This window comes from Nocardioides marmotae, from assembly GCF_013177455.1.
In the GTDB taxonomy this organism is placed as follows: Bacteria; Actinomycetota; Actinomycetes; order Propionibacteriales; family Nocardioidaceae; genus Nocardioides; species Nocardioides marmotae.
In genome coordinates this window covers 3906364-3930551 of the sequence record NZ_CP053660.1, presented here as the reverse complement: position 1 = coordinate 3930551, position 24188 = coordinate 3906364, and the positions used below count along the sequence as shown (strand labels likewise).

25 protein-coding genes and 1 tRNA gene are annotated in these 24188 nt (G+C 73.6%); 12 read left to right on the top strand and 14 right to left on the bottom strand.

Annotated elements, in window-relative coordinates; translation table 11 throughout:
• Nucleotides 1-12 precede the first annotated feature (12 nt).
• A complete protein-coding gene (locus HPC71_RS18655) occupies nucleotides 13-1269 on the bottom strand; it encodes an endo-1,4-beta-xylanase (protein ID WP_171897043.1) in 1257 nt (418 codons plus the stop codon).
• 128 nt (nucleotides 1270-1397) lie between these two features.
• Complete coding sequence (locus tag HPC71_RS18650; protein WP_154615243.1) at nucleotides 1398-1748, bottom strand: Rieske (2Fe-2S) protein; 351 nt, start codon at nucleotides 1746-1748, stop codon at nucleotides 1398-1400.
• A 96-nt stretch (nucleotides 1749-1844) separates the two neighbouring features.
• On the opposite strand from HPC71_RS18650, the gene HPC71_RS18645 reads away from it, so the two are divergent.
• Both HPC71_RS18645 and HPC71_RS18640 read left to right on the top strand, forming a co-directional pair.
• Nucleotides 1845-2993: an amidohydrolase family protein gene (locus tag HPC71_RS18645; protein WP_171897042.1), complete on the top strand. Its 1149-nt coding sequence runs from the start codon at nucleotides 1845-1847 to the stop codon at nucleotides 2991-2993.
• On the top strand, nucleotides 2990-3817 hold the full coding sequence (locus tag HPC71_RS18640; protein WP_253943787.1) for an SDR family oxidoreductase: 828 nt from the start codon (nucleotides 2990-2992) through the stop codon (nucleotides 3815-3817). Before HPC71_RS18645 ends, HPC71_RS18640 begins: the two co-directional genes overlap by 4 nt.
• Nucleotides 3818-3840: 23 nt before the next feature.
• On the opposite strand, the gene HPC71_RS18635 is transcribed toward HPC71_RS18640, so the two are convergent.
• From HPC71_RS18635 to HPC71_RS18605, 7 genes are all read right to left on the bottom strand, one after another.
• Nucleotides 3841-3913, bottom strand: a tRNA-Lys gene (locus HPC71_RS18635).
• A 100-nt stretch (nucleotides 3914-4013) separates the two neighbouring features.
• The gene (locus HPC71_RS18630; RefSeq protein WP_154615245.1) at nucleotides 4014-4769 is read right to left on the bottom strand and encodes a class I SAM-dependent methyltransferase; all 756 of its coding nucleotides are present in this window, start codon (nucleotides 4767-4769) and stop codon (nucleotides 4014-4016) included.
• 139 nt (nucleotides 4770-4908) lie between these two features.
• Nucleotides 4909-5925, bottom strand: a complete 1017-nt coding sequence (gene bla, locus HPC71_RS18625) for a class A beta-lactamase (RefSeq protein ID WP_171897041.1) — start codon at nucleotides 5923-5925, stop codon at nucleotides 4909-4911.
• 57 nt (nucleotides 5926-5982) lie between these two features.
• On the bottom strand, nucleotides 5983-6903 hold the full coding sequence (locus HPC71_RS18620; protein ID WP_253943785.1) for an NAD(P)-dependent alcohol dehydrogenase: 921 nt from the start codon (nucleotides 6901-6903) through the stop codon (nucleotides 5983-5985).
• A 44-nt stretch (nucleotides 6904-6947) separates the two neighbouring features.
• Nucleotides 6948-7181, bottom strand: coding sequence for a helix-turn-helix transcriptional regulator (locus HPC71_RS18615; protein ID WP_171897040.1), 234 nt, complete (start codon nucleotides 7179-7181; stop codon nucleotides 6948-6950).
• The gene (locus tag HPC71_RS18610; protein WP_154615248.1) at nucleotides 7175-7603 is read right to left on the bottom strand and encodes a hypothetical protein; all 429 of its coding nucleotides are present in this window, start codon (nucleotides 7601-7603) and stop codon (nucleotides 7175-7177) included. The genes HPC71_RS18615 and HPC71_RS18610 overlap by 7 nt, the downstream gene beginning before the upstream one ends.
• A gap of 130 nt (nucleotides 7604-7733) precedes the next feature.
• The gene (locus tag HPC71_RS18605) at nucleotides 7734-9044 is read right to left on the bottom strand and encodes a reverse transcriptase family protein (protein ID WP_171897039.1); all 1311 of its coding nucleotides are present in this window, start codon (nucleotides 9042-9044) and stop codon (nucleotides 7734-7736) included.
• Between the two features lie 342 nt (nucleotides 9045-9386).
• Here HPC71_RS18605 and HPC71_RS18600 point away from each other — a divergent pair, with 342 nt between their 5' ends.
• Entirely contained in the window at nucleotides 9387-10043 is a 657-nt protein-coding gene (locus HPC71_RS18600) for a GAP family protein (RefSeq protein ID WP_154615250.1), read from the top strand.
• Nucleotides 10044-10059: 16 nt separating this feature from the next.
• Here HPC71_RS18600 and HPC71_RS18595 read toward each other — a convergent pair whose 3' ends face one another.
• On the bottom strand, nucleotides 10060-10968 hold the full coding sequence (locus HPC71_RS18595; RefSeq protein WP_216656462.1) for a class II glutamine amidotransferase: 909 nt from the start codon (nucleotides 10966-10968) through the stop codon (nucleotides 10060-10062).
• Nucleotides 10969-11043: 75 nt separating this feature from the next.
• Entirely contained in the window at nucleotides 11044-11562 is a 519-nt protein-coding gene (locus tag HPC71_RS18590) for a GNAT family N-acetyltransferase (RefSeq protein WP_216656460.1), read from the bottom strand.
• A 164-nt stretch (nucleotides 11563-11726) separates the two neighbouring features.
• On the opposite strand from HPC71_RS18590, the gene HPC71_RS18585 reads away from it, so the two are divergent.
• Nucleotides 11727-13346: a DEAD/DEAH box helicase gene (locus tag HPC71_RS18585; protein WP_171897037.1), complete on the top strand. Its 1620-nt coding sequence runs from the start codon at nucleotides 11727-11729 to the stop codon at nucleotides 13344-13346.
• A 34-nt stretch (nucleotides 13347-13380) separates the two neighbouring features.
• Here the strand turns inward: HPC71_RS18585 and HPC71_RS18580 are convergent, their stop codons facing one another.
• Nucleotides 13381-14112 carry a DUF2652 domain-containing protein gene (locus HPC71_RS18580; RefSeq protein WP_154615252.1) on the bottom strand — a complete coding sequence of 244 codons (732 nt, stop codon included), beginning with the start codon at nucleotides 14110-14112 and terminating at the stop codon, nucleotides 13381-13383.
• Nucleotides 14105-15799: an MFS transporter gene (locus tag HPC71_RS18575; protein WP_154615253.1), complete on the bottom strand. Its 1695-nt coding sequence runs from the start codon at nucleotides 15797-15799 to the stop codon at nucleotides 14105-14107. The genes HPC71_RS18580 and HPC71_RS18575 overlap by 8 nt, the downstream gene beginning before the upstream one ends.
• Before the next feature lie 454 nt (nucleotides 15800-16253).
• Between HPC71_RS18575 and HPC71_RS18570 the strand changes: the two genes are divergently transcribed.
• The 6 genes from HPC71_RS18570 to HPC71_RS18550 all read left to right on the top strand — a co-directional run bounded on the left by HPC71_RS18570 (nucleotide 16254) and on the right by HPC71_RS18550 (nucleotide 20754).
• Nucleotides 16254-16457, top strand: a complete 204-nt coding sequence (locus HPC71_RS18570) for a cold-shock protein (protein ID WP_056863399.1) — start codon at nucleotides 16254-16256, stop codon at nucleotides 16455-16457.
• A gap of 231 nt (nucleotides 16458-16688) precedes the next feature.
• Entirely contained in the window at nucleotides 16689-16895 is a 207-nt protein-coding gene (locus HPC71_RS18565; RefSeq protein WP_154615254.1) for a hypothetical protein, read from the top strand.
• A 150-nt stretch (nucleotides 16896-17045) separates the two neighbouring features.
• The gene (locus tag HPC71_RS18560; protein WP_257866213.1) at nucleotides 17046-17357 is read left to right on the top strand and encodes a metal-sensitive transcriptional regulator; all 312 of its coding nucleotides are present in this window, start codon (nucleotides 17046-17048) and stop codon (nucleotides 17355-17357) included.
• 46 nt (nucleotides 17358-17403) lie between these two features.
• On the top strand, nucleotides 17404-17610 hold the full coding sequence (locus tag HPC71_RS18555; RefSeq protein ID WP_154615256.1) for a heavy-metal-associated domain-containing protein: 207 nt from the start codon (nucleotides 17404-17406) through the stop codon (nucleotides 17608-17610).
• Nucleotides 17610-18554 (top strand): DUF8832 domain-containing protein, encoded by a 945-nt coding sequence (locus tag HPC71_RS20975; RefSeq protein WP_154615257.1) that lies wholly within the window; start codon nucleotides 17610-17612, stop codon nucleotides 18552-18554. The genes HPC71_RS18555 and HPC71_RS20975 overlap by 1 nt, the downstream gene beginning before the upstream one ends.
• Nucleotides 18532-20754: a heavy metal translocating P-type ATPase gene (locus HPC71_RS18550; RefSeq protein WP_154615258.1), complete on the top strand. Its 2223-nt coding sequence runs from the start codon at nucleotides 18532-18534 to the stop codon at nucleotides 20752-20754. The genes HPC71_RS20975 and HPC71_RS18550 overlap by 23 nt, the downstream gene beginning before the upstream one ends.
• On the opposite strand, the gene HPC71_RS18545 is transcribed toward HPC71_RS18550, so the two are convergent.
• On the bottom strand, nucleotides 20751-21821 hold the full coding sequence (locus HPC71_RS18545; RefSeq protein ID WP_154615259.1) for a hypothetical protein: 1071 nt from the start codon (nucleotides 21819-21821) through the stop codon (nucleotides 20751-20753). The genes HPC71_RS18550 and HPC71_RS18545 overlap by 4 nt on opposite strands.
• An 18-nt stretch (nucleotides 21822-21839) precedes the next feature.
• Between HPC71_RS18545 and HPC71_RS18540 the strand changes: the two genes are divergently transcribed.
• Complete coding sequence (locus HPC71_RS18540) at nucleotides 21840-22715, top strand: NUDIX hydrolase (RefSeq protein ID WP_154615260.1); 876 nt, start codon at nucleotides 21840-21842, stop codon at nucleotides 22713-22715.
• Nucleotides 22716-22957: 242 nt separating this feature from the next.
• Nucleotides 22958-23995, top strand: coding sequence for a hypothetical protein (locus HPC71_RS18535; protein ID WP_253943784.1), 1038 nt, complete (start codon nucleotides 22958-22960; stop codon nucleotides 23993-23995).
• The last annotated feature ends 193 nt before the right edge of the window (nucleotides 23996-24188 follow it).

Below are 24188 nucleotides of genomic sequence, written 5' to 3'. Positions count from 1 at the left end.
CGGCCCTCCCGGTCAGCCCTTCTTGGACCGCCACAGCCGCTTGCGCACCGGCGCGTGCCGGATGGCGTTGCTGATCGCGGTGTACGCCGGCTTCGGGCGCAGCGAGCGGTCGAAGGCCAGCGGTCGGCGCGGGGCGCCGTCCTCCCGTGGTTGGTCCTCCTCCAGCCAGGTGTAGCGGTCGGTCAGGCCGAAGGCGATGACCGCCTTGACGGCCGGCTCGTCGAGGGTGACGTCCAGGTAGTGCCGGTAGACGTCGGCGACCTTGCGGTCCCGGGGGCGCGGAGCCTTCGGCAGCCCCTCGTCGAGGACGTCGAGCTCGGTGATGAGGATCGGCAGGCCGCGGTCGGCGACCTCACGCAGGAAGGCGCGGTAGGCCTTGTCGCGGAACGTGCGGTGGAAGCCGTCGGCCAGCAGGTGGCCCTGGATCCCCACGGCCTGCACCGGCACCTTCTGGTCGAGGAGCCGGTCGATGGCCTTGAGGTAGGCGCGCCGGCGCGGCTCGGGCCGGTCGCCCCACTCGTTGACCGTCTCGAAGCCGAACTCGTTGATGATCCGCAGCGCCCCGGGGTCGTGCTCCTCGGCGAGGTGGAAGCTCCTGGCGATGTAGCCGGGGCCGATCGTGCGGTACCACGGCACGTTGGTGCGGAAGCCGTGCTTGTCCGCCTCCTCCGGGTCGGTGACCTCGTTGGCGACGATCCACCCGTCGGCGCGGCCCCGGTAGTGCTGGACCTCGCGCCGGATGACGCCGTAGAGAAGCTTCTTGGCGTCCGCGCGGGAGAGGCCCCAGAGGTCGTCCTCGGACCAGCCCTCGCCGAAGCCCTCGTCCCAGGCGAGGTGCGCGGCGATCACGCGCTGGTCGTTGGCCTCGGCGAAGTCGATGATGCGGTCGCCCGGCTCGAAGTTCAGCGGCTCGTCGGGCCCGGGCTTGAGCTGGTACCAGAGCAGGTCGTCCTCGGTGAAGAGCAGCCCGGCCTCGCGGGCGTGGAGCTTCGGGTAGTTCCTGTCGAGCTGCCAGGTCGCGATCGAGGAGCCGAAGACCAGGCCCTTGCGGTCGGCCTGTCGCCACAGCGGCGGCCGGCCGGTGGGCGGCGGTTTCGCGGCGGCCGCGGCCTCCGCGGTGCCGGCCAGGACGGTGCCGGACGCGCCGGCTGCGGCGACCCCGATGGCCCCGGCCGTGGCGCCGCGCAGCAGCGACCGGCGGTCGAGGTGGAGGTCCCCGGAGAGCCGGGTCGGGGGAAGGGTGCGCGGCGGGGGAACGGACACGGTCATGGGCACCTCCGGCGGTGTGACGGGTGTCACGCAAATCGATTGGGTCGACCGTAGGCGTCGGGCGCGGGCCGGGGCAAGACCCCCGGCGGCACGACGTACGACGGAGGCTTCGGCGGCGCCGGTCGGGCTCAGGTGTGCAGGACGACGTCGCCGTCCTGCTGGGTCACCCGCCAGGTCCGCAGCGCACGGCGCCGGGGCTCGAGCAGTGACCGACCGGTCTCGAGGTCGAACTCCCACCCGTGCCAGGGGCATCGGATGACGCGGTCGGCCAGGCCGTAGACGTACTCGTGGGGCCGGGAGGCGAGCATCGTGCCGCCCAGGGAGCCCGCGCACATCGAGGCTCCCATGTGCGGACACCGGTCGGTGATCGCGTAGAAGTCCTCGCCGACGCTGATCACGCCGACCGCGCGTCCGTCGACCTCGACGATCCGGCAGCCGTCCCGGCGGACCTCCTCGACGGTCCCCACGCGTACGTCCATGTGTGCACCCCTATCGCAATGCCAAACGATTTGCTATCCATGACTCTGACGCCTGGTCGGCGTCGACCGCAACGGTTCGCCCCGAGGAGTCATGCGATGTCCGACGTGCTCGACCGACCTGCCGGCGCCGCGACGGCCCCCGGCCGCTACGAGCTGGTCGACTGCGACGTGCACCCGATCATGCGGGGCGGCATGGGCGACCTGCGTCCCCATCTCTCGCGTGGGGCGCAGCGCCGGCTGGGCCTCGACGACCGCCGCAGCCTCTCGACCGTCGGGCACCGGGAGGCGGTCTCGGTCCCGCGCAACATGCTCTACGTCAACCCGTCCGGGGTGCTCCGGGACGACGCCCGGGCCCCCGACGGCTCCTCGCCCGGGTCGGACCCGGCGTTCACGGCGCGCCAGCTGCTCGACGGCAACGGCATCGACCGGGCGGTGCTCATCGGCGGCGAGGTGCTCGGCCTGGGCGCCCTGCCGGACCCGGACGCCGCGGCGATGATCGCGGCGGCGTACAACGACTGGCTCGCCGCGACCTGGCTCTCGGCCGACGAGCGCTTTCGGGGGTACGTCGTCGTCGGGGCCCAGGACCCGCAGCTGGCCGCCCAGGAGATCCGGCGCTCGGCGCAGGACCAGCGCTTCGTCGGCGTGCTCCTGCCGCTCACGAACATCCTCATGGGGCAGCGGCACTACTACCCGATCTACGAGGCGGCCGCCGAGCTCGGCCTGCCCGTCGCCGTCCACCCGAACTCGGGGGAGGGCATCTTCCGCACCTCGCCGCCGATGGCCGGCGGCACCCCGACCTACTACGTGGAGTGGCACACCGGCCTGAGCCAGGTCTTCCAGGCCAACGTCATCAGCCTGGTCTGCCACGGGGTGTTCGAGCGCTTCCCGAGGCTGAAGGTCGTCATCACCGAGGGCGGGCTCGGCTGGATCCCCGACGTCATGTGGCGCCTGGACAAGAACGTGCGTGGCCTGCGCGACGAGGTCCCGTGGATGAAGCGGCTCCCCAGCGAGTACCTCGTCGACCACGTCCGGTTCACCTCCCAGCCGATGCCCGAGCCGCGGCGCCGCGCCCACCTCCACACGCTGCTGGAGATCGCGCAGGCCGAGCGCACCTTGATGTTCAGCTCCGACTACCCGCACTGGGACTTCGACGACCCCCGGCACGTCCTCACCACGCTCCCCGAGGGCATGCGGGACCGCGTCAAGGCGCTGAACGCCATCGAGACCTACGGAGACCGGCTGTGAACGACGCCCACCTGACCTCCTCGATGGAGGAGCAGCCCGACCACGGCGAGGACAGCTACCGGGGGCACGGTCGGCTGGACGGCAAGGTCGCCCTGGTGACCGGGGGCGACTCCGGGATCGGCCGGGCGGTCGCGCTGGCGTTCGCCCGCGAGGGCGCCGACCTCGTCATCTGCTACCTGGAGAGCGACGAGGACGACGCCCAGGTGACCGCCGGGCTGGTCCGGGACGCGGGTCGCACGATCACCCTGGTGCCGACCGACCTGACGATCGAGGAGAACTGCCGCGCGATGGTCGACCGGACCGTCGCCGAGCACGGCCGGATCGACGTGCTGGTCAACAACGCGGCCTACCAGCTCGCGCAGCCGGGCGGGATCGCCGACATCACGACCGAGCAGTTCGACCGCACGATGCGCACGAACCTGTACGCCACGTTCTGGCTCTGCAAGATGTCCCTGCCCCACATGCCGGCCGGGTCCTCGATCATCAACACCTCCTCGGTCCAGGCGTCGTCCCCCTCACCCGAGCTGCTCGACTATGCGACGACCAAGGCCGGCATCGCGACCTTCACCCGCGCGCTCGCCTGGTCCGCCGCCTCCCAGGGCGTGCGGGTGAACTCGGTCGCCCCCGGCCCGACCTGGACACCCCTCGTCCGGGCGACGATGCCCGAGGAGATGGTCGAGGGCTTCGGGGAGAACACGCCCATGGGTCGCGCCGGCCAGCCGGTCGAGGTCGCGGGGGCGTTCGTCTACCTGGCCAGCAAGGAGTCGGCGTACGTCACCGGCGAGGTGCTCGCCGTGACCGGCGGCCTGCCGGTCATCGCCTGAGGGCGGCGGGCGGCCGGACGCGGTGGGCCCCGTGGGACTCGAACCCACAACCAAGAGATTAAAAGTCTCCTGCTCTGCCGATTGAGCTAGGGGCCCGGGGATGGAAAGACCTTGCGCGCTCCGTGGGAAGAAACCTGGGGCCAAGCCATACCGGGTCGGCAGCCTAGTGCGCGCTCGGCGCCGACCGGGGCGCGGCTCAGCGCTGCAGCACCAGCTGCCAGGCGAACCCCACGCGGTTGAAGGGTTCTCGGTCGCAGAGCTCCAGCTCGAGCGCGAGCAGCTCCTCGAAGAAGGCTGGGTCGTGCTTGGAGGTGTTGTCGACGAGCAGGTCGTTCGCGATCCGGTTGCCGTAGATCCCGACGGGTGTCATGCCCGCCTCGGTTGCTTCGCTCGCGATGGCGTCGACGCTGACCTTCCGGGCGTCGGTCTGGAACGTCTCGACCGTGGCTCGCTCGGCCTGCAGCTCGGCGAGTGCTGCAGCGGGGCCTCCGTTCAGCAGCTCGCGAAGGACGCGGCCGTCGGGGTTGACGTCCATGATCGAGAGCCGCCCGCCGGGACGGACGCGACTCGCGAGGGCGGCGACGTCGTCGTCGCCGCCACTGCGGTAGCGCAGCACGAAGTGACACATCACCAGGTCCCACTGACCGGCTGGCAGGTCATCGAGGCCACCTCGGATCGTCGCGACGCTGGTGCCCGCGGCTGCTGCTCGACGATCGGCTTCAGCGAGCCACTCCGCGGAGGGATCGACGATGGTCACGTCGTGCCCCGCCAGCGCGAGCGGCAGTGCGTCCATGCCGTCGCCACCGCCGACATCGAGGACGCGGATCTGCTCACCGAGGTGCTCGGTCTGTCGGCGCAGGACAGCGCCGACGACGCCGTACCGGATCCGCGCCCACGGCGTCTCGGTGTAGTCGCGCCAGGCCGCCAGCTTCTCACTGAACACGTCAGTCACGTGGCGAGTCTGCCCTGCCCGCCCGCCGCGCGACGTGCTTGCGCGGACCTGCCGGTCGGCGGGGTAGTCCGCCACGTACGCGCCCTTTCATCAGCGGGAAAGGGCGCGCGTGTGGCGGACTATCCCCCCAGCCGACGCCTCAGCTCGCCTCGAGCGCTCCCAGCGCAACCTCGGCGGCGTCGGCGACCAGCGCGTCGTCGTACGGCGCGCTGGGGTCGAGGCGGGTGGTGAGGACGGCGAGGAGCACGGGCGCGCGACCATCGGGTGGCGTGAGGACCGCGACGTCGTTCCGGACGGGGCCGGCGCCGCCGGACTTCTGCGCGACCCGCCAGCCGGCGGGGGCGCCGGCCCGGATGAGCGGGTCCCCGCCGGGGTTGCCGCTCATCCAGCCCAGGAGCAGGCGGCGGTCGGCGTCGGTCAGCCACTCCGGTCCGAGCAGGGCGCGGAGGTCGGCGACGAAGGCGTCCGGCGTGGTGGTGTTGGCCGGGCTGCCGGGCGACACCTCGTTGAGGCCCGGCTCGTCGTCGGCCAGCACGGTCGTGGTGTCGCCGCGGCCAAGCAGCCCCCGGGTGAGGCCGGCCGGGCCGTCGAGGCGCTCCAGCACCAGGTTGGTCGCGGTGTTGTCGCTCTCGCGCACGGCCGCCTCGGCGAGCCGGAGCAGCGGGAGCCCGCGGTCGACGTGGGCCTCCGTGACGGGGGAGTACCCGGCCGCGTCGACGTCGTCCTGGGTCCACCGCACCAGCTCGGCGCGCTCGGCCGAACCCGTGCGTCGCAGCAGCTCGGCCGCCACGAGCACCTTGACGCTGGAGGCGAACCCGAACCGCTGGTCGCCGCGATAGGAGTACGCCGCGCCGTCGCCCGTGTCGAGCAGGCTCACGCCGACCCGCGCGTCGTACCGCTCCTCGAGCGCGGCCAGCCGCCGGTCGATCGGAGCCGCGGCCACGGCGGGCGCGGAGGACGACGGCGACGACGGGGTCGGGCCCGACGATGGTTCCGACGACGGCTCCGGCGTGGGCTCGGACCCGCTGCTGCAGGCCACCAGCAGCAGGACGGCGGCGACGGCGATGGTGAGCCGGATGACGGTTCCTCCCGAGGCGTGTGAACGGTCGTTGCGGCCCGCCCCGCCCGCCCGCAGCGGAAGGGGACAGGTGCGCACGCGACCGTACGGGTCTGCTGCCACCACCAGGTCGGCCGACCTCGCCTGGCCAGGACGCTAGGTCAGGCTGATGACGGTCTTCGCCCGGGCGTGGCCACCACTGATGTGCTCGAGGGCCGCCGCGACCTCGTGCAGGGGGAAGACCCGGTCCACCACAGGCTTGACGCCGCCGGCCTCGATGAGCCCGGCCAGGACTCGGAGATCTGCGCTGTTCTGCGTGGCCATCAGCGGCACGAGGCGTTGACGGACCAGGGGTGACCACAGGAGGGCCCGCAGCTGGCGGTCGAAGCCCTGGAGCAGGATGCCGTCGCCTGCTTCGCCGCCGACCACGACCAGCACGCCGCGGGGGCTCAGAGCTCGACGCAGCCGGGTGAGTGGCCGGTTGCCGGCCGTGTCGATCACGACGTCGAACTCGCCTGCGCAGGTGGGGTCGGACCGCGTGTAGTCGATGACGCCGTCGGCCCCGAGGGACCGTACGTAGTCGACCTTGGCGGCGCTGCAGGCCGCGGTGACGTGTGCGCCCTGGGCCTTGGCGATCTGCACCGCGAAGGTCCCCACGCCTCCGCCTGCCCCGATCACCATGACCCGCTTGCCGGCGACACCGCGGGCCTTCCTGATGGCGGCGAGGGCGGTCTGTCCCGAGATGGGCACGGCTGCCGCCTCCTCGAAGGTCAGGCACGCCGGCAGTGGTGCCAGCTTCCCGGCCGCGGCCACGGCGTACTCGGCGTAGCTGCCACGCCCGGTACCGAAGACGGCGTCGCCGGGGGCGAAGTCGCGCACGCCGCGTCCCACGGAGACCACCACCCCGGCCAGGTCGAGACCTGGCACGGGGTTCCTCGGCCTGCGCAGGCCGAAGCCGAGGCGCACCCCGTACGGCAACCCCGTGACGACGTGCCACACGCCCGGGTCGACCCCGGCGGCCTCGACGTGGACCAGGACCTCGTCGTCGCGCGGCTCCGGGACTCCCCGGGAGGTCACCTGCAGGGCTCCCGGTGGGCCGTACCGATCCTGGACGACCGCTCTCATCGGGGGTCCTCCTCGTTGCTGGGGTGGTGGAAGACCTCGGTGATGGGGACGCCGAGGACCGCGGCGATCTGGAAGGCCATCTCGAGAGAGGGCGAGTAGCGGCCCTGCTCGATGGCGATGATGGTCTGTCGGGTGGCGCCGACCCGCCGGGCGAGCTCGGCCTGCGTCAACCCTCCCCGGGCAGCCCGCAGGTCCCGCATGGAGTTGGTGATGCTGGTGGGCTTCACCACGTCTGGAAGCCCCGCCGGTACGCAAGGATCTTCGCCACCGACGCGACGACCGCCGAGAGCGTGAAGCCGAGGTAGATCACGTTCGCGACCCAGAACGCATCCCACCGGGCCAGGGACATGGCGAGCGCGGCGACGGCGCCCAGGATCACGAACGACTGGCCGATGTACTGGCCCGTGCGGTGGATCTCCCGGTCCCGCCGGTCCTTCTGGCGGGCGCCGTCGCGCGCGAAGCCCGAGGTCAGGATCTCCCACACGATCGTGGCCGCGATCGAGCCGCCGACGCTCAGCAGCAAGGCCGACGCGTAGGGGACCGAGGCAGCGGATGCCTCGGCCAGCCGTGGTCCGACCTGGACGGCGTAGGTCGCGTAGGCGACGAGCGCCACCACCGCCATGACCCACGCCCGCTTCTCCTCGTACGCCATCCGACCCTCCGTGATGTCAAGAATATTTGACGTCGGCGACGATAGGGACCTGACCTGGTGGTGTCAAGAATATTTGACAGGCGCGGTCGTGCCCTGTGTCTCGGCGCCACCGGCATCGCTCGTCCCCCGGTCACCGGGTCCAGTCGATGGCCTCGTGCTCCGTTAGCAGCCGGGCGCCGCGGACGGGGTCGTGCTGGGCCACCCACGCGATCCGCCCGCGCAGGTGCTGCTCGTAGGCGGGCACCCCGTCGCGGTTCTGAGTGCTCGGTCCGTGTCGGCGGCAGTTGTGCAGGATCGCGCGGAGCAGGTCGACCTCACGGCGTGCGACACGTGGCTGTTCGTTCACGACGAGACCGCCGAGGGCCTGGCGTCCGGCACGAGGCATGACGCCGGTCTTGCGCGTGTTGAGCCGGAACCCCTCGTCCCGCACGATCTCCTCGATGACCTCGAGCAGCCGCGACGTCCCGGTTCCCCAGCTCCTCGCGCCCGAGAAGGCGAGGTCGTCGGCGTAGCGGGTGTACCGGCCGCCCCACGACTCGGCCAACGCGGTGAGGCGTACGTCGAGTCCGAACGCCGCGAGGTTCGCCATCGCCGGTGAGGTCGGGGCGCCCTGGGGCAGGTGGGGTGCGGCCAGCCGGCGTCCCAGCCGCCAGTGCGCGTCCAGGAGGTCGTCGTCGGCGGGGCGCGGGACGGCCCGCCACGCCGCGTGCGGCAGGACAGTCGTCGTCAACCCGGCCAGGCAGTGCGCGACCGGCTCGGGGTAGCCCGCCGAACGCCACAGGCCGTAGATCCGCGACACGGTGACGCTCGCGAAGAAGGCTTCGAGATCGAGGCGCACCACGACGGGTCTGCCCGCATGTGGCGCGGCATAGGACCGCACCGAGCCCCCGGGACGGAACCCGCGCGCAGCGTCGTGGGGCGGGATCAGCGACGCGACCTCGTCGAGGAGGACCCGCTGGATGCCCTTGAGACGCCGCTTGGGTGCCTCGAGCACGCGGATCCCCCCGCTGGCGGCCACCCGGTGGCTGACCAGGTAGTGCTGGAGACGCCCGTCCGCAGCCGTACGCGCCAGGTGTCGGGGGTCAGCGAACCAGTCGAGCTCGGAGGAGGTGAGGCCCAGGAGGTCGGCGAGGTCGCCGAGCCCATCGAGCACCGGCAACCGCCAGCGGTTGGTCATCATCCGGGTGGGGGACACGGGCTGCACCAGCGGCCGGACGCCCGCGGCCTTCGCGGCAGCCGGCCGGGCGCTGATGCTGGCGGCCAGCTCTCGAGGCCGGTCGTGGGGCGGCCGGGGGTAGAGGTCGATCGTCTGCCGCGCGAGGGGAGCCAGCCAGCGGGGGCGACGGCCGAGGACCACCGACCCGCTCTCCACGAGCCCGGGCCGCGTCCACTCCCCAGCGAGGAAGCCGGCCGCCAGCGCCCGGGCCAGGTCGGCTCTCACCCGGGCAGCGACGCGATGATCAGGTGAGGGTGCGGCAGCGCTGCTCGACCAGTCCCGTCGTGCGCGCGAAGACCTGCAGCGAAGCGCAGCGAGTCGCGCGCGGTGCTGTGCCCGAACATGCCGGTGGCCCCCGGGGTATCCCCGGGGAGGCAGACCGGTGTCATGCACCGGTTCGCCGTCTCGAGAGAACGCTGCCGCACGCTCGGCACGATATAGCCCCGCACGCCCCCTCGGCGCGGATCCGTGATCGGCGACCCGAACCGTCCGGCGCACCCAGAAGCCGAGCATCGATGCGCCGCGGCGTGCGTCCTCACGTGACGCCCCGCCGTTAGGGTTGCGTGGGTGCTCAGCGTCCTAGCGCTCGTGGTCCCCCTGGCCCTCGCGGGCGCTGTCAGCCCGGTCATGCTCACCGAGCAGACCGTGCTGCTGGCCGGGCGCGACGGACGCCGCGTCGCGGGGTGCTACGCCATCGGGGTCGGCGGAACGGCGCTGGCGATCCTGTCGCTCCTGGTCCTCTTCGGCCGCTCCATCGCCCTCCCTGAGGAGCCGAGGCTGAGCGCCTCCCTCGACATCGTCCTGGGGTCCCTGCTCGTCCTCATCGCTGCCGTGCTGCGGTACCGCCGGCCGCGGGCTCCGAAGCCGAAGAAGACCCGCGACCACGGGCTCAGCCCGATCCCAGCGCTGGGCTTCGGTGTGTTCTCGATGGCGACGAACTTCACGACGCTGGCGGTCATGGTCCCCGTGGCCAAGGAGGTCGCCGCCGGTCATCTCGACGTTCCCTCGCGCCTGGTCGTGATCTGCCTCGTGGCCGCCGCCATGGCGTTGCCGGCGTGGCTGCCCATCGCGATGACGCTGGTGGCGCCCGACCCTGCGCGCCGCGGTCTGCAGGCGCTGTCCGACGTCATCGACAAGCGGGGTCGACTGGCGACGGTGCTGCTGCTGGCCGCGGTGGGACTGTTCCTGGTGGGCCGCGGGATCGTGCGGGTGATCGGCTGGTGAGGCGCCGGTCGTCGGCCTAGTGGCCTGCGGCCAGGCCCTCGTGACCACCGGGATGCTGGGCGAGCGCCGTGTCCCGCTCGAGGTCGTCGATGGCCTTGAGGTGGGCGGGATGCGCAGGCAACGGGCGGGAGCTGTGCACGTCCAGGTCGGGGCCGACGTGGAGAACCTCCCCGGAGTCCAGCAGCCGCCAGCCGGGGTCGTCGGTCATCGGCTCACTGGCGATCACCACGCTGCGCAGCCCGGCGAGCTCCTCGCTGCGCGTGCTGATCCGGCTGGTGCCGTGCGAGAGCGCGTCGAGGCCGTCGCGGCCGGAGACCTCGAGCACGTGGAGCTCGTGGGTGTCGGGGTAGCGCACCGCCCACAGGTCGGTGGGGGTGACCAGGATGATGTTGACCGCGTACAGCGTCAGGTTCGCAGCGATCCAGCTCAGCGCAGCGGTGATGGCGGCGCCGACGTCCCCTCCGTTGCGGCGCGCCTCCGCGCTGATCAGCGCGAACACCCGCTCGGAGTCGGTCTGCCCCTGGACCAGGCTCATCGCGTCGAGGTCCCGCAGGCGGTCCTCGAGCCGGTCCAGGTCCTCCACCACGCCGTTGTGGGCGAACAGGCGCCCGTCCTGCTCGAAGGGATGGGTGTTCTCAGGCTGGACAGGGCCGGTGGTCGCGTAGCGCACGTGGGCCACGAAGGTGGTGCTGGCGAGGTCCTTGGCCTCGGTGGCGAACGCCCGGTCCTCGAAGGCGGCCAGCGGCTGCTTGTCCAGGACAGGGTGGCCGTCGGGTCCGAACACCCCCAGTCCCGTGCCGTCGGGCATCCGGTGGCTCTGCTCGGCCAAGCTGTCCGGAGCACTCAGCAGCCAGAACGTCGCTCGTCGCGGCGTGCGCCCCGCGTGCATCCCGAACAACCGGCACATGGTTCCTCCCGAGGTCATCTGCCCTGTGCCTTCCAGTGGCCACCCAGGCCGATGCCAACCGCCCGGGCAGCAGACCCACGAGCGGGACACGGGTCAGAGCGGTCTCGTCATCACCAGGTTGGTCCCGTGGACGGTCTCCTCACGGGCCGTCTCGATGAATCCCACCTTCGCCAGGACGCGTCGAGAAGCGGTGTTCCAGTCCCAGACGGAGGCCCACAACCGCTCGTGCCCGGCAGACCTCGCCCGGTCCAGCACCGCCCAGGACGCCTCGGTCGCGTAGCCCTGTCCCCAGGACCGACGCAGGAGCTCGAAGGCCAGCTCCGGTCCGTGCGCGCCTTGCACCAGGCCGCAGTAGCCGATGGGGTCGCTACCAGCCTTCAGCTCCACCGCCAGCAGCTGGAGCGACGACGGCTCGTCGGCGCGGATCGCCTCCTCGAGCTCCGCGAGCGTGGGGTGTCCGTCCGCGTCGATGCGGCGGTGCGGTGGCACGCGGGGATCGCGTTCGATCCACAGCTCCCGCCGGACCGAGGCCTCCTCCACCCGCCACGGCCTGAGCAGCAGGCGCTCGGTCTCGAGCACGACCCGGTCGTCCCCGGTTGCTCCTCCTGCCACACCGGCGACCATCCCACGGTCCGAGGGGGAGGCGCCGGTAGCGTCCGGGGGTGGCCAGCTCCCGTCGTACCGGTGCTCGTGGGCGCAGCGGCCCATCCCGTCGCGGCGGTAAGCGGCAGCCGCCGCGGCCGCTGCCGGTGGCGGGGCCGGGGGAGCGGCTGTGGGTGCTCGACGTGCCGTACGGCACCCAGGTCGACGGCGCCACCTGGCACCCCGCGGTGCGGACCCACCTGTACGTCGGGCGAGCGCTGCCCGCGCACCTCGCGCCGTACGCCCCGGGGCCGCACACGCTCGGCCGGTTCATCGAGAACACCCTCAACCCCGGCGACCCCACACCCGCCCCGGAGCCGACCGACGCGCTCGAGCCGCGGCGGATCCAGTTCGAGGCGGCCGACGCGATCGCGGAGCGCGCCGCGGCGGGCGGACGGCAGTTCCTGCTGGCCGACGAGCCCGGCGTGGGCAAGACGATCTCCGCGGTCCTCGGCGCGACGGCGGTCGGCGACCTCCGCGGCGCGAGCCGGGTGCTCGTCGTGGCCGACCGGCCCGCCGCGATCACCATCGGCCACTGGTGCCGCACGATCACCGCGCTCGGCGACGGCGGGCTGGAGTGGGTGGTCATCACCTGGGACCGCCTGGACAAGGTCGCCGACCACACCTGGGACGTGATCATCGCCGACGAGGCCCACGCGCTGCGCCGGACGACCACCAAGCGGTGGAAGCTGTGGGCGCGGATCTCGGGGCACGGCCGCCCGCACGACCAGGCGCCGTTCGTCATCGCGACCACCGCGACCCCCGGGCACACGCCGCTGGAACTGCCCTACCTCGCGCCCGCCTACGCGCAGGTCCTCGGCGAGCCGATGCGGGAGTGGACCTCGGCGACGCAGCCGGGGGCGACGTTCGCCGCCGCGCTGGAGCGCCACGGCGTCGCGGTGGAGCAGGGCCGGTACGGCGCCACCTGGACCACCGACCCCGCCCGACGGGCCGCGGACCTCAAGCTCGTGCGCGGCTGGCTCGCCGACGAGCGGCCCCCGGCGATGCTGCACCGCGCCGCCCCGTGGGGGCCGGTCCCGATCTCCGGCATGCCGGTGGCGCTCACGCCGGCCGAGCGGACCGCCTACGAGGCCGAGTGGGGCGAGTTCTGCCGCGAGATGGACATCGCCCGCCGCGGCCGCAACGTCGCGAAGGGCCGGGCCGCGCTGCTGCGCTTCCGGCAGAAGGCCGGGCTGATCCGGGTCGACTCCACCGTCGCCTGGATCGCCCAGCAGGTCGAGGCCGAGCGGCAGGTGGCGTGCTCGGTGGAGTTCGTCGCGACCGCCGCCGACCCCATCGCCGACCGGCTGCGCGACTCCGGGATCGAGGTCGCCACGATCTACGGCCGCGACCGGTTCGACGTCGAGGCCGAGCGGCTCCGGTTCCAGACCGGCGAGGCGAAGGTCTGCGTCTTCACCACGGTCGCCTCGATCAGCCTGCACGCCGGGGAGACCCTCGCCGACGGCCGCCGGGCGAGCGCCGACCCGCGGGTCGGGGTCTTCCACCAGGCGCGCTTCTCCGGCATCGCCGGGCGGCAGGTGACCGGCCGCACCCACCGCGACCACCAGGTCTCGCCGTGGCACATCGCCTACGCCGAGGGCACGGTCGAGGAGCAGGTCGGCAAGGTGATGGTCGAGCGGATCGCCGCGGCCTCCGACACGGTCGGCAGCGACACCACCGGCCTCGCCGACCTCGCGGAGCTGCTCGGCGCCGACTGGCTGCCCGCCACGACGCTGACCGAGGACGGCGCCTGACGCTTGCCGAGCGGGGTGGTCGGGGCGGCTGCCGCTACCGCGCGGCCCCGCGGGGCCGCCGGAGGCCGACGAGGTACGGCGTACCCGCCCCCGCCACGGCCAGGGTCCGGCGCAGCCGGGAGCGCAGGGTCGGGTCGGGTGACGGCAGCGCCGCGGTGGCCGGGAGGTCGGAGACGTCGACGGCGAAGGCGCGGGTCGGGCCGATGCCCTCGAGGTCCTGGTCGATCGGCGTCCCGAGGGGCGGGGAGGTGGCGCCGGCGAGCCGGTGGAGGTCGTCGGAGAGCAGGACGTACTCCGGGATCTCGACCGCGTTCTTGAGCATCCGGTGGACCTGGATGACGTCGATGCCGACCAGCTTCTGCCGCTGGCGGATCGTCTGGGTCGCGACCTCGCCGACGTGGGCGACGAACTTCAGCCGCAGCCGGTCGACCTCCGTGCAGCCCCGGCAGGGGCACAGGTTCGAGCCGACGTACCGCCGCTCGACGTGGAAGGCCTGGTGCATCGCCGCCGCGACCTCGAGCGTGGCGCGGACCAGGTCGGCCTCGGTCATCCCGGCGGCGGGACGCGACATGAAGGCGGCGTCGCCCTCGATCTCGACGAGGTCGAAGCCGGGCGCCGCGTCGACGACCCGGTCGAGCAGCCTCGCCATGTTCACCTCGGCGTGGGCCAGGCTCAGCCGGTGGGTGCGCATGTAGTCGGTGTAGCCGCCGATGTCGGCGATGAGCAGCAAGGACCGCCGGACGGGCGTCGATTGAGATCTAGGCATCGGTGTCTCCTCGGGGGGCGTAGCGGGTGAGCATGGAGTCGACCGTCGTGCCCGCGTCCCGGGCGCTCGGCGGGAAGCCGAGGACGACGGCGCGGAACCGGTCGGCCTGCAGGGACTGCAGGTGGACCTCGTCGAGGGTGCGGACCGTGGCGGTGCGGGGGACCTGCCGCACCAGGGCGACCTCGCCGAACCCCTCGCCCGGGCCGAGGGTGGTGATCACCGTGCCGTCGCCGACGACCTCGACCCGGCCGGACTCGATGACGTAGTAGTGCTCGGCCAGGTCGCCCTGGCGGAAGACCACCTGCCCGGCGGGGACCTCGAGCCGCCCCGCGCCGCGAGCCAGCTGCTCGATGGAGGGCAGGGGCAGTGCGCCGAGCATCGGGACCTCCCGCAGCGTCGCGATGTCGCGGTCGCGGATGTCGAGCGAGCCGTCCATGCGCCGCAGCCGCGGCCAGGACAGCACCGCGCACAGCGGGCACAGCGCCCCGACGGCCACGAGGGTGACCCGGACGCCCGCGCCCTCCACGAGGTACGACGCGGCCAGCGCGCCCACCCCCATCGACAGCGCGACGAGGCTCTCCAGCACGCCGAAGACACGGGCCAGGACGTCGTCGGGCGCGATCCGCCCGAGCAGGGTGAACCCGCCGAGGTCGATCAGGGCGTTGCCGACCCCGACGAACGCGAGGAGCGCGAGGGCCGCGGCCTGCTGCGGTACGGCGGCGATGAGCGCGACCGGGAGCCCCCACAGTGCGACGCCGACGGCGAACCAGCCGCCGAGGCGCCGGGTGTCGACGAGCAGCGAGGCCCCCAGCGAGCCCAGCACGGCGCCGGCGCCGAGGCCGGCGTTGAGCAGGCCGACCCCGGACTCGCCGGTGTCCAGCAGGTCGATGGCGATGACCACGGTGAGCACCGTCAGCGCGCCCCGGGTCAGGGTCTGCACGACCGCCAGCCCCATGATCAGCGCGAGGTCGGGGCTGCGGGAGACCGCGCGCAGGCCCACCACCGCGGACCGGAGCAGCGGCGGGGGCGCCTCGGCCGCCGGCCGCGGCGGCGCGTCGTACTTCAGGCCGACGACCAGCCCCGCCGCGGCGATGGAGGCGACCGAGGCCAGCACGAACACCGACGTCACGCCGGTCGAGCCGAGCAGGACGGCGGCCAGGAGCGGGCCGATCAGCGAGGCGGCCGAGTCCAGCAGCCCCCGGACGACGTTGGCGCTGGCGAGCTCGTACCCCGTGCGGCACAGGGAGGGCAGCAGCGCCGAGTGCGCCGGCCGGTAGAGCGTCGCGGCCATCGTCGAGACCACCGCGAGCAGGTAGACGAGGGGGATGGGGCCGGAGAGCGCGAGCACGACGGCGCACGCGCCGGTCGCGATCCCGCGGACCAGGGAGACCGCGACCAGCACCCGCTCGCGGCGGCCGCGGTCGGCCAGCGGCGAGAGCAGGGGCGCGAGCACCGCCGCCGGCGCCATCCGCAGCAGCCCGACCAGGCCCACGGCGGTCGGCCCGCCGTCGCGGTAGGCCACGATCCCGAGCGCGACCGTGAAGGACCACTCGGCGCTCCACGCCGCGAGGAAGCTGAGCTGCGCGCGCCGCAGGTCGGGGTTGCGGGCGCTGCCGGCGATCGCGGCGGCGGCGCGGCCCAGCCGCGCCCGGGGGCGGTTCGGCGGGTCCTCGGCCAGGTGCCGCACGGCTCGGCTCGATTCTGTCGCGGGCCTGTCCAGGACGATAGGCGCCGCCGCGCCCGGGGCGCGTCGTCCAGATCGGGTACGTCGGGAGGCCTTCCGGCCGGGTCGCTCCCGGGTCGAGTCCCGGGTCGATCGGCCCGTGGCGGACGCCCGGGAGAGGCGTCAGGAGGCGGCCCGGGGCGACCTGACAGGGCCTGGTGGCACCCGTGCTCAGCAGAACCTTCAGGGACGTGTTGCAGAGAACTCGGGCCGAAAGGTTTGCAACCGGCTCAGGGTTGGTACTGTCGTGCGTGCAACAGGTGCAAGTTCCAGCTGGTCTGACGCCCGCGGAGTTTGTGAGCCAACGGCGTTTTCGTTCTGTGGTGCAACCAATCACGGGTCGGAGCGACGTGTCACCGCATCTGCTGCGGGTCGCCGAGGTGGCGACTCTCGCCCCGACGAAAGAGGATTGAGCACTATGGCTCAGGGCACTGTGAAGTGGTTCAACGCTGAGAAGGGCTTCGGCTTCATTGCGCAGGAGGACGGCGGCGACGACGTCTTCGTGCACTACTCCGCGATCCAGACCCAGGGCTACAAGTCCCTGGACGAGAACCAGAAGGTCGAGTTCGACGTCACCCAGGGCCCCAAGGGTCCCCAGGCTGAGAACGTCCGCCCCGTCTGATCCTTCGAGCCTGAGCTCGTAGGACGAACGGAGCGCCGGGCAGCACCTGCCCAGGTCTCACGCACGAGGCCCCATCCCGCAAGGGATGGGGCCTCGTGTGCGTCTCGGCCCGCTTGTCGGCCCGCGTCGCCGCCCCCCGCCCGGCCGTCCGGGCCGTGCCGCGAACCACCCGGACGGGCCACGGTCGCGGACCAGGTTTGGCCCTAGAGTGGTGGGGGAAGGTTGGAGCGGATGAACGAGGAGAGCCGCGCGGCCGGCGAGCAGAAGGAGGCCAGGGTGCACGATCAGTTCGACGTGACGCTCGAGGACGCCGACCTTCTCGGCGAGGTCGAGCTCACCACCAACCTGATCATCGCGGCCAGCGAGTCCGACGAGCACCTCAGTGACGAGGAGATCGATCGCATCCTCGGTGTCACCCCGCAGCGTCGCCAGGACTGAGCGCCCACCGCCGTCCACGGCCGCCCCCGCGCACCGCGCATCCGAGCACTTCCCGAGCCCGCCCGACCGCCAGGTCGGCGGGCTCGATGCACGTGCGGGGTCGCGACACGTCCCTGGATTCCCTTACCCCCTAGGGGTATGGTGGTCGGTGTGGACGACCAGACCGCAGCCCCCGCGCACCAGCACGGCTACCTCTCCCACAAGGACGACTACCTCAAGCGGCTGCGCCGCATCGAGGGGCAGGCCCGCGGCCTGCAGCGGATGGTCGAGGAGGAGCAGTACTGCATCGACATCCTCACCCAGGTCTCCGCGATGACGAAGGCCCTCCAGGCCGTCTCGCTCGGCCTGCTCGAGGAGCACATGAACCACTGCGTCGTCGACGCCGCGCGCGCCGGCGACGAGGAGGGCCGGGTCAAGGTCGACGAGGCGATGGCCGCGATCACCCGGCTCGTGAAGTCCTGACCCCGCCGCCGCACACCCACCCCCGAGGACCCGAGGAAGGCACGAGATGAGCACCAGCAGCACCTGGACCGTGACCGGCATGACCTGCGCCCACTGCGAGGCGTCCGTCCGCGAGGAGATCGGCGAGCTCGCCGGCGTGGAGTCGGTGACCGCGGACCACACCACCGGCGAGGTCGTCGTGACCAGCGCCGAGCCGCTCGACCGCGCGGCGGTGGCCTCCGCCGTCACCGAAGCCGGCTACGAGCTGGTCTGATGCGTACGTCGACCCGCGTGCTCGGCTTCCTCGCCGTGCTCGTCCTCGTGCTCGGCCTCGGCTGGGCCGCCGGCCGCTGGCTCGGCCCGGACGAGGGCTCGGTCGCCGCCGACACCGGCGAGCACGGGGAGCACGCCGAGCCCGGCCGCCCCGGCGCGGACGGGGCCGCCGCGGGTCACGGGGAGGCGGTCGCCGCGGGGCTCCAGGTCAGCGAGCACGGCCACACGCTGACGCTGGCCGAGGCCACGCTGCCGGCGGGGCGCCAGGAGCTGGCGTTCACGATCGAGGGTGAGGACGGGCCGGTGACGGCGTACGACGTCGTGCACGAGAAGCAGCTGCACCTCATCGTCGTCCGCCGCGACCTGACCGGCTTCCAGCACGTCCACCCGACGATGGACGCCGACGGCACCTGGCGCGTCGAGGTGGACCTCGACCCGGGGCCGTGGCGGGTGCTGGCGGACTTCGCGCCCACGGGCGGCGAGCCGCACGTGCTCGGCGCGGACCTGTTCGTGCCGGGCGACTTCGAGCCCGCGCCGCTGGGGGAGCAGGACCTCTCCGCGAGCGTGGACACCTACGACGTGAACCTGGGCGGCAGCTTCGTCGCAGGCGCCGAGGCGACCCTGACCGCGACGGTCAGCCGGGACGGTGAGGTCGTCGACCTCGAGCCGTACCTCGGCGCGACCGGCCACCTGGTGGCCCTGCGCGCCGGTGACCTGGGCTACCTGCATGTGCACCCCGAGGAGGACGCGGACCGGGCGGAGTTCCACACGGCGTTCCCGTCGGTCGGGACCTACCGGCTGTTCCTGGACTTCAAGCACGACGGCGTCGTGCACACCGCCGCCTTCACCGCGCAGGTCGACGGCGCCGGCCACGACCACGGCACGCACAGCCACGGCGAGGACGAGGGTGAGGGTGAGGGTGATGACCACGGCCACGACCACTGACGTGGAGCTCGCGATCTCCGGGATGACCTGCGCCTCGTGCGCGAACCGGATCGAGCGCAAGCTCAACAAGCTCGACGGTGTCGAGGCGAGCGTCAACTACGCGACCGAGAAGGCGCGGGTGCGCTTCCCCGAGACCGTCACGCCCGAGGACCTGCTCCGCACGGTGGAGGCCGCCGGCTACTCCGCGACCCTGCCGCGGGATCGGCACGCGCCCGCCGACGAGGCGGGCGGGGGGACCGGGACCGGCGACCCCGAGCTCGACGGGCTGCGGACCCGGCTGCTGGTCAGCGCCCTGCTCAGCGTCCCGGTGATCGCGATGGCGATGGTGCCCGCGCTCCAGGTGGACCACTGGCAGTGGCTCTCGTTGACCCTGGCCGCGCCGGTCGCGGTCTGGGGTGCCTGGCCCTTCCACCGGGCCGCGTTCACCAACCTGCGCCACGGCGCGACGACGATGGACACGCTGGTCTCGGTCGGCGTGCTGGCGGCGTTCGGCTGGTCCCTGGTCGCGCTGTTCGCGGGCTCCGCGGGCGAGCCGGGGATGACCCACGCGTTCGAGCTGAGCGTCGACCGCGGCGACGGGCTGTCCAACATCTACCTCGAGACCGCCGCCGGCGTGACCACCTTCCTGCTGGCCGGGCGGTACTTCGAGAAGCGCTCCAAGCGGCGCGCCGGCGACGCCCTGCGGGCCCTGCTCGACCTCGGCGCCAAGGACGTCGTGGTGCTGCGGAACGGCGTGGAGACGCCGATGCCGGCCGACCGCCTCGCCGTGGACGACGTCTTCGTCGTCCGCCCGGGGGAGAAGATCGCCACCGACGGCGTCGTGGAGAGCGGTACGTCGGCGGTGGACGCCTCGATGCTCACCGGCGAGCCCGTGCCGGTCGAGGTCGGCCCCGGCGACGCGGTCACCGGCGCGACGATCAACGCCGGCGGGCGGCTCGTGGTCCGGGCGACCCGGGTCGGCGCGGACACCCGGCTGGCGCAGATGGCCCGCCTGGTCGAGGACGCCCAGAGCGGCAAGGCCCGCGCCCAGCGGCTCGCCGACCGCGTCTCCGGGGTGTTCGTGCCGGTCGTGGTCGCGCTCGCCGTCGGCACGCTCGGCTTCTGGCTCGGCACCGGGGTGTCGACCTCGGCCGCGTTCGCCGCGGCCGTCTCGGTGCTGATCATCGCCTGCCCGTGCGCGCTGGGCCTGGCCACGCCGACCGCGCTGCTGGTCGGCACCGGCCGCGGCGCGCAGCTCGGCATCCTGGTCCGCGGGCCCGAGGCGCTCGAGCAGACGCGACGGGTCGACACGGTCGTCCTCGACAAGACCGGCACGGTCACCACCGGCCGGATGACGCTCGTCGACGCGATCGCCGCGGACGGCACCGACCCCGCCGACGTACGTCGCCTGGCCGGCGTGCTGGAGTCGGCCTCGGAGCACCCGGTCGCGCGGGCGGTCGCCGAGGGCCACACCGGCGCGGTCGACGACTTCGTGAACCTCCCCGGTCGCGGGGTGCGCGGCACCGTCGAGGGCCACGACGTCGTGGTCGGCCGGCCGGCGCTGCTGGCCGAGCTCGGCCAGCCGCTGGACGACCTGCTGGCCGGCGCGGTCGAGGCGGCCGAGGCGGCCGGTCGCACCGCGATCGCCGTCGGGTGGGACGGCGCGGCCCGCGGCGTGCTCGTCGTGGCCGACGCGGTCAAGGACACCTCCGCCGAGGCGGTGCGGCGCTTCCGCGCGCTCGGCCTGTCGCCGGTGCTGCTCACCGGCGACAACGAGCGCGCCGCCCGGGCGGTCGCGCGGGAGGTCGGCATCGACGACGTCGTCGCGGGCGTGCTGCCCGAGGACAAGGTCGAGCACGTGCGCCGGCTCCAGGCCGAGGGTCGCGTCGTGGCCATGGTCGGCGACGGCGTCAACGACGCGGCGGCGCTCGCGCAGGCCGACCTCGGCATCGCGATGGGCGCCGGCACCGACGTGGCCATCGAGGCCAGCGACCTCACCCTCGTGCGCGGGGACCTCCGGGTCGCCGCGGACGCCGTACGGCTCTCCCGCCGCACCCTCGGCACGATCCGCTCGAACCTGGTGTGGGCGTTCGGCTACAACGTCGCCGCGCTGCCGCTGGCCGCGGCCGGGCTGCTCAACCCGATGCTGGCGGGCGCCGCGATGGCGCTGTCGTCGGTGTTCGTGGTGGGCAACAGCCTGCGGCTGCGGCGGTTCCGCTAGCAGGTCGCGAAGAGGACCGGCCCGGTCGAGAGGTCGCTGAGCACGTAGCTGCCCGGCGCCGGCTCGAGGTCCATGGTCACCACGTCGCCCTCGGCGGCGACCCGGCCGAGGGCGAACCGGTCGGCGAACTCCCCGCCCTGCCCGGGCGCGGGCCCCGCCGCGAGCGTCGCGCGGGCGTCGGCGTCCGCGCGGGCGCGGTCGCCGTCCTCCAGCGCCATCGCGACGCGTACGTCGCCGCCCGGCTGGAGCCCCATGGCGAACCCGGTCAGCGGGTGCACGCCGCCGGCCTCGTCGACCAGCCGGTCCGCCTCGGCCGCGTCGGCGGGGTCGGCCTGCGACATCGCCAGCGCCCCGCAGGCGTGGTCGCCGGTGTAGACCGCGGCCGCGACCGGCTCGCCGGCGTGGTCGACGGCCGCGTCGAGGCCGTCGTCGTCGAGGCGGCCGAGGCCGGGGTCGTCGCCCTCGACCAGCCCGCGGAGGTAGTCGGCGTTGTCGCTGCCGAGCACCAGGCCGCGGTCGGCGTCGAGCGCCAGGTGGGTCAGCTCGGGGGTCACCGACCCGAGGCCGGCGAGCAGGGTGTCGCTGCCGGTCCACACGTCGGTCTCGCCGGCCGGCTCGTCGTACCCGAGGTGGGCCAGGCGGTCCGCGACGCCCTCGACCGCGTCGTCGGGCAGGCGCAGGATGACGACCGCGCCGGCCGCGCCCTGGCTGAACAGCTCCCACTCGACGCTGGCGGGGGAGAAGCCGAACCGGGCCTGGAGCACCTCGGCGCTCTGCACCAGCGCCGAGGTGGCGCCCAGGTCGGCGTCGAAGGCCTCCGAGAGCATCGCGGCGACCTCGTCGGTGGGGGAGTCGGCGTCCAGGTCGCTGTCGAGCTCGGCGCGCACGCCGGCCCAGTCGGTGAAGGAGAACCGCTCGCCGTCCGCCGGCGCGAGGGCCATCGCCCGCTGGAGGTCGGTCGTGTCGCGGCCGGTCCACCAGCGCCAGCCGGCGACCGCGCCGAGCGTCAGGACCGCCACGATGAGGAGCGCCACGACGGGGCCCAGGACCTTCCTCCGCGCCGGCACGGTGTGAGACTAACCGGCATGGACGTCGAATCGGCGGGAGCGGTCGTGCTGGGGCGCGACGCCGAGGGGACGCGCGCGGTGCTGCTCGTGCACCGGCCGAAGTACGACGACTGGTCCTTCCCCAAGGGCAAGCTCGACCCGGGGGAGCACCGGACCACCGCCGCCGTGCGCGAGGTGGCCGAGGAGACCGGGCTCGCGGTGCGGCTCGGCCCGCCGCTGGCCCCGCAGCGCTACCCGGTCGCGGGCGGGCGGATGAAGACCGTGCACTACTGGGTGGGGCGGGTGCTGGACTCCTCTTCCGCTTCCTTGGTCGAGGGTTACACCTACGGCACCGAGATCGACCGGGTCGCCTGGGTGCCGCTCGCCGAGGCCCCCGCCCGGTTGTCCTACCCCCACGACGCCGAGACCCTCGCCGAGGCGCGGGCCCTCCCGCGCGGGACGGCGCCCCTCGTCGTGCTCCGCCACGGCCAGGCCCACCCGCGCAAGCAGTGGCGCGAGGACGACCGCCTCCGCCCGCTCGCCCCCGCCGGCCGCGCCGAGGCGCTCGCCCTCGTGCCGGTCCTCGCGGCGTACGGCGTCTCCGCGGTCGTCACCTCCCCCTCCACCCGCTGCGTCGAGACCGTCCTGCCCTTCGCCGGCGCCGCAGGGCTGACGCTGCGCGAGGAGCCGGCCCTCTCCGAGGAGGACGCCACCCCGCGCGCCGTCCGCCGCGTCGTCGCCGACCTGCTCGACCGCCGCGCCCCGACGCTCCTGTGCACCCACCGGCCGGTCCTGCCCCACGTGCTCGCCGCCCTCGGCCTCCCCGACCCCTCGCTCGACCCCGCCGCCTTCCTCGTCGCCCACCACCGTCGTGGGGTCCTCGTCGCCTCCGAGGTGCTCGCTCCGCCGTCCTGAGGGTCGCGGGGCTGGCGGGGCGCGGGGTAGTCCGCCACGTACGCGCCCTTTCCGGCCGCTTTGGCGATAGTCCGGCACACCTGCGCCCTTTCGGCGACCCGAAAGGGCGCAGGTGTGCCGGACTATCCCCCCGGTCGGCAGGGCAGCCCGGCCAGCGCCCACACCGGGCTCTTCGGCACGTGCGTCCACAGGGCCCGCCCAGGCGGATCCGATCGCGGGAGGACTGCTCAGAAGGTGGGGAGGTGCCCCGATCCCGCCCCCAGCCGCTGCGCCTGCACCCGGCACACCCGGCAGCCGTGACGCCGGTCCGCGTCGACCCGGCCGGCCGCACCGGGCCGACGCCGAAGCAGGCACGGGGACCGGCGTGGCGCTCCACTGCGGCGGGCCTCTACGTGCCGACGTCGGTCGATCCGGACCTCCCCGTGCAGCGGATCGCCGAGGCGGCGGCGGTCCTCCCGGCGTACGGCGGAGTCACCGGCTGGGCGGCCCTGCACTGGCTCGGCGCACGATGGTTCGACGGCCTGTCGTCCGACGGGAGGATCCGGCGCAGGGTGGCGCTGGCCATCGGCCCCGGCAACCTGCGGCCTGACCGGTTGCGGAAGCCGACCAAGGAACGCCTGGCACCCGGCGACCTCACCGTCAGCGACGGACTTCCGATGACGACCGTCCTCCGCTCGGTGTGCTTCGAGGCCCGCCACGCCGGTGACGAACGACGGGCGGTCGTCGCCTTGGACATGGCGTGCCACGCCGACCTGGTCTCGCTCGCCGAGATGCGGGCCTACGCGGAGGAGTGGCTCGCGAGCTGGACCGGCGTACCGCAGCTCCGGGCGGCGCTGGACCTGGCCGACGAGAACGCGTGGTCGCCGCAGGAGGTGCTCACGCGACTGCAGTGGACCCTGGACGCCGGCCTGGCCCGTCCGCTGACGAACAGGCCGGTGTTCGATCTGGAGGGCAACCACCTCGCCACCCCTGACCTGATCGATCCCGGACGAGGAATCGTGGGCGAGTACGACGGCGCGGACCACCTGGACGCGCGCAGACGCCATCGAGACCTCGGACGCGAGGAACGACTGCGCGCCGCGGGGCTCGAGCTCGTGGTCCAGGTCGCGGGTGATCGGCGCGACCCGGCCGCCTACTTCTGGCGACTGCGCTCGGCGTGCATGCGGGCCGCCCGGCGCCCGGCGAGCGAGCGCCGGTACACCCTCGAGCTGCCGGCGGACTGGGTCCCCACCCACACCGTCGAGCAGCGCAGGTCGCTTCGGCGTGTGCGCGCGGCCTGATCCGGCCCTTCGGCGGGGTAGTCCGCCACGTACGCGCCCTTTCACCGGCTGGAAAGGGCGCGTGTGTGGCGGACTATCCCCCCAGGCCCCCGCCGCCGACGCGGAACGCACTCCCCGCCCGACGACGAACGAGAGGAACGAGACGAACGAGACGAACGAGGGGGTGGCCACGGACCGGCGGGTCCGCGGCCAC

What these genes read in the sequence shown, in the direction of transcription:
- HPC71_RS18540 (WP_154615260.1), top strand. Translation starts at nt 21,840, where the DNA reads ATGGACGTCGAATCGGCGGGAGCGGTCGTGCTGGGGCGCGACGCCGAG.
- HPC71_RS18580 (WP_154615252.1), bottom strand. Translation starts at nt 14,112, where the DNA reads ATGCCTAGATCTCAATCGACGCCCGTCCGGCGGTCCTTGCTGCTCATC.
- HPC71_RS18650 (WP_154615243.1), bottom strand. Translation starts at nt 1,748, where the DNA reads ATGGACGTACGCGTGGGGACCGTCGAGGAGGTCCGCCGGGACGGCTGC.
- HPC71_RS18610 (WP_154615248.1), bottom strand. Translation starts at nt 7,603, where the DNA reads ATGGCGTACGAGGAGAAGCGGGCGTGGGTCATGGCGGTGGTGGCGCTC.
- HPC71_RS18550 (WP_154615258.1), top strand. Translation starts at nt 18,532, where the DNA reads ATGACCACGGCCACGACCACTGACGTGGAGCTCGCGATCTCCGGGATG.
- HPC71_RS20975 (WP_154615257.1), top strand. Translation starts at nt 17,610, where the DNA reads ATGCGTACGTCGACCCGCGTGCTCGGCTTCCTCGCCGTGCTCGTCCTC.
- HPC71_RS18570 (WP_056863399.1), top strand. Translation starts at nt 16,254, where the DNA reads ATGGCTCAGGGCACTGTGAAGTGGTTCAACGCTGAGAAGGGCTTCGGC.
- HPC71_RS18595 (WP_216656462.1), bottom strand. Translation starts at nt 10,968, where the DNA reads ATGACCTCGGGAGGAACCATGTGCCGGTTGTTCGGGATGCACGCGGGG.
- HPC71_RS18555 (WP_154615256.1), top strand. Translation starts at nt 17,404, where the DNA reads ATGAGCACCAGCAGCACCTGGACCGTGACCGGCATGACCTGCGCCCAC.
- HPC71_RS18655 (WP_171897043.1), bottom strand. Translation starts at nt 1,269, where the DNA reads ATGACCGTGTCCGTTCCCCCGCCGCGCACCCTTCCCCCGACCCGGCTC.
- HPC71_RS18565 (WP_154615254.1), top strand. Translation starts at nt 16,689, where the DNA reads ATGAACGAGGAGAGCCGCGCGGCCGGCGAGCAGAAGGAGGCCAGGGTG.
- HPC71_RS18645 (WP_171897042.1), top strand. Translation starts at nt 1,845, where the DNA reads ATGTCCGACGTGCTCGACCGACCTGCCGGCGCCGCGACGGCCCCCGGC.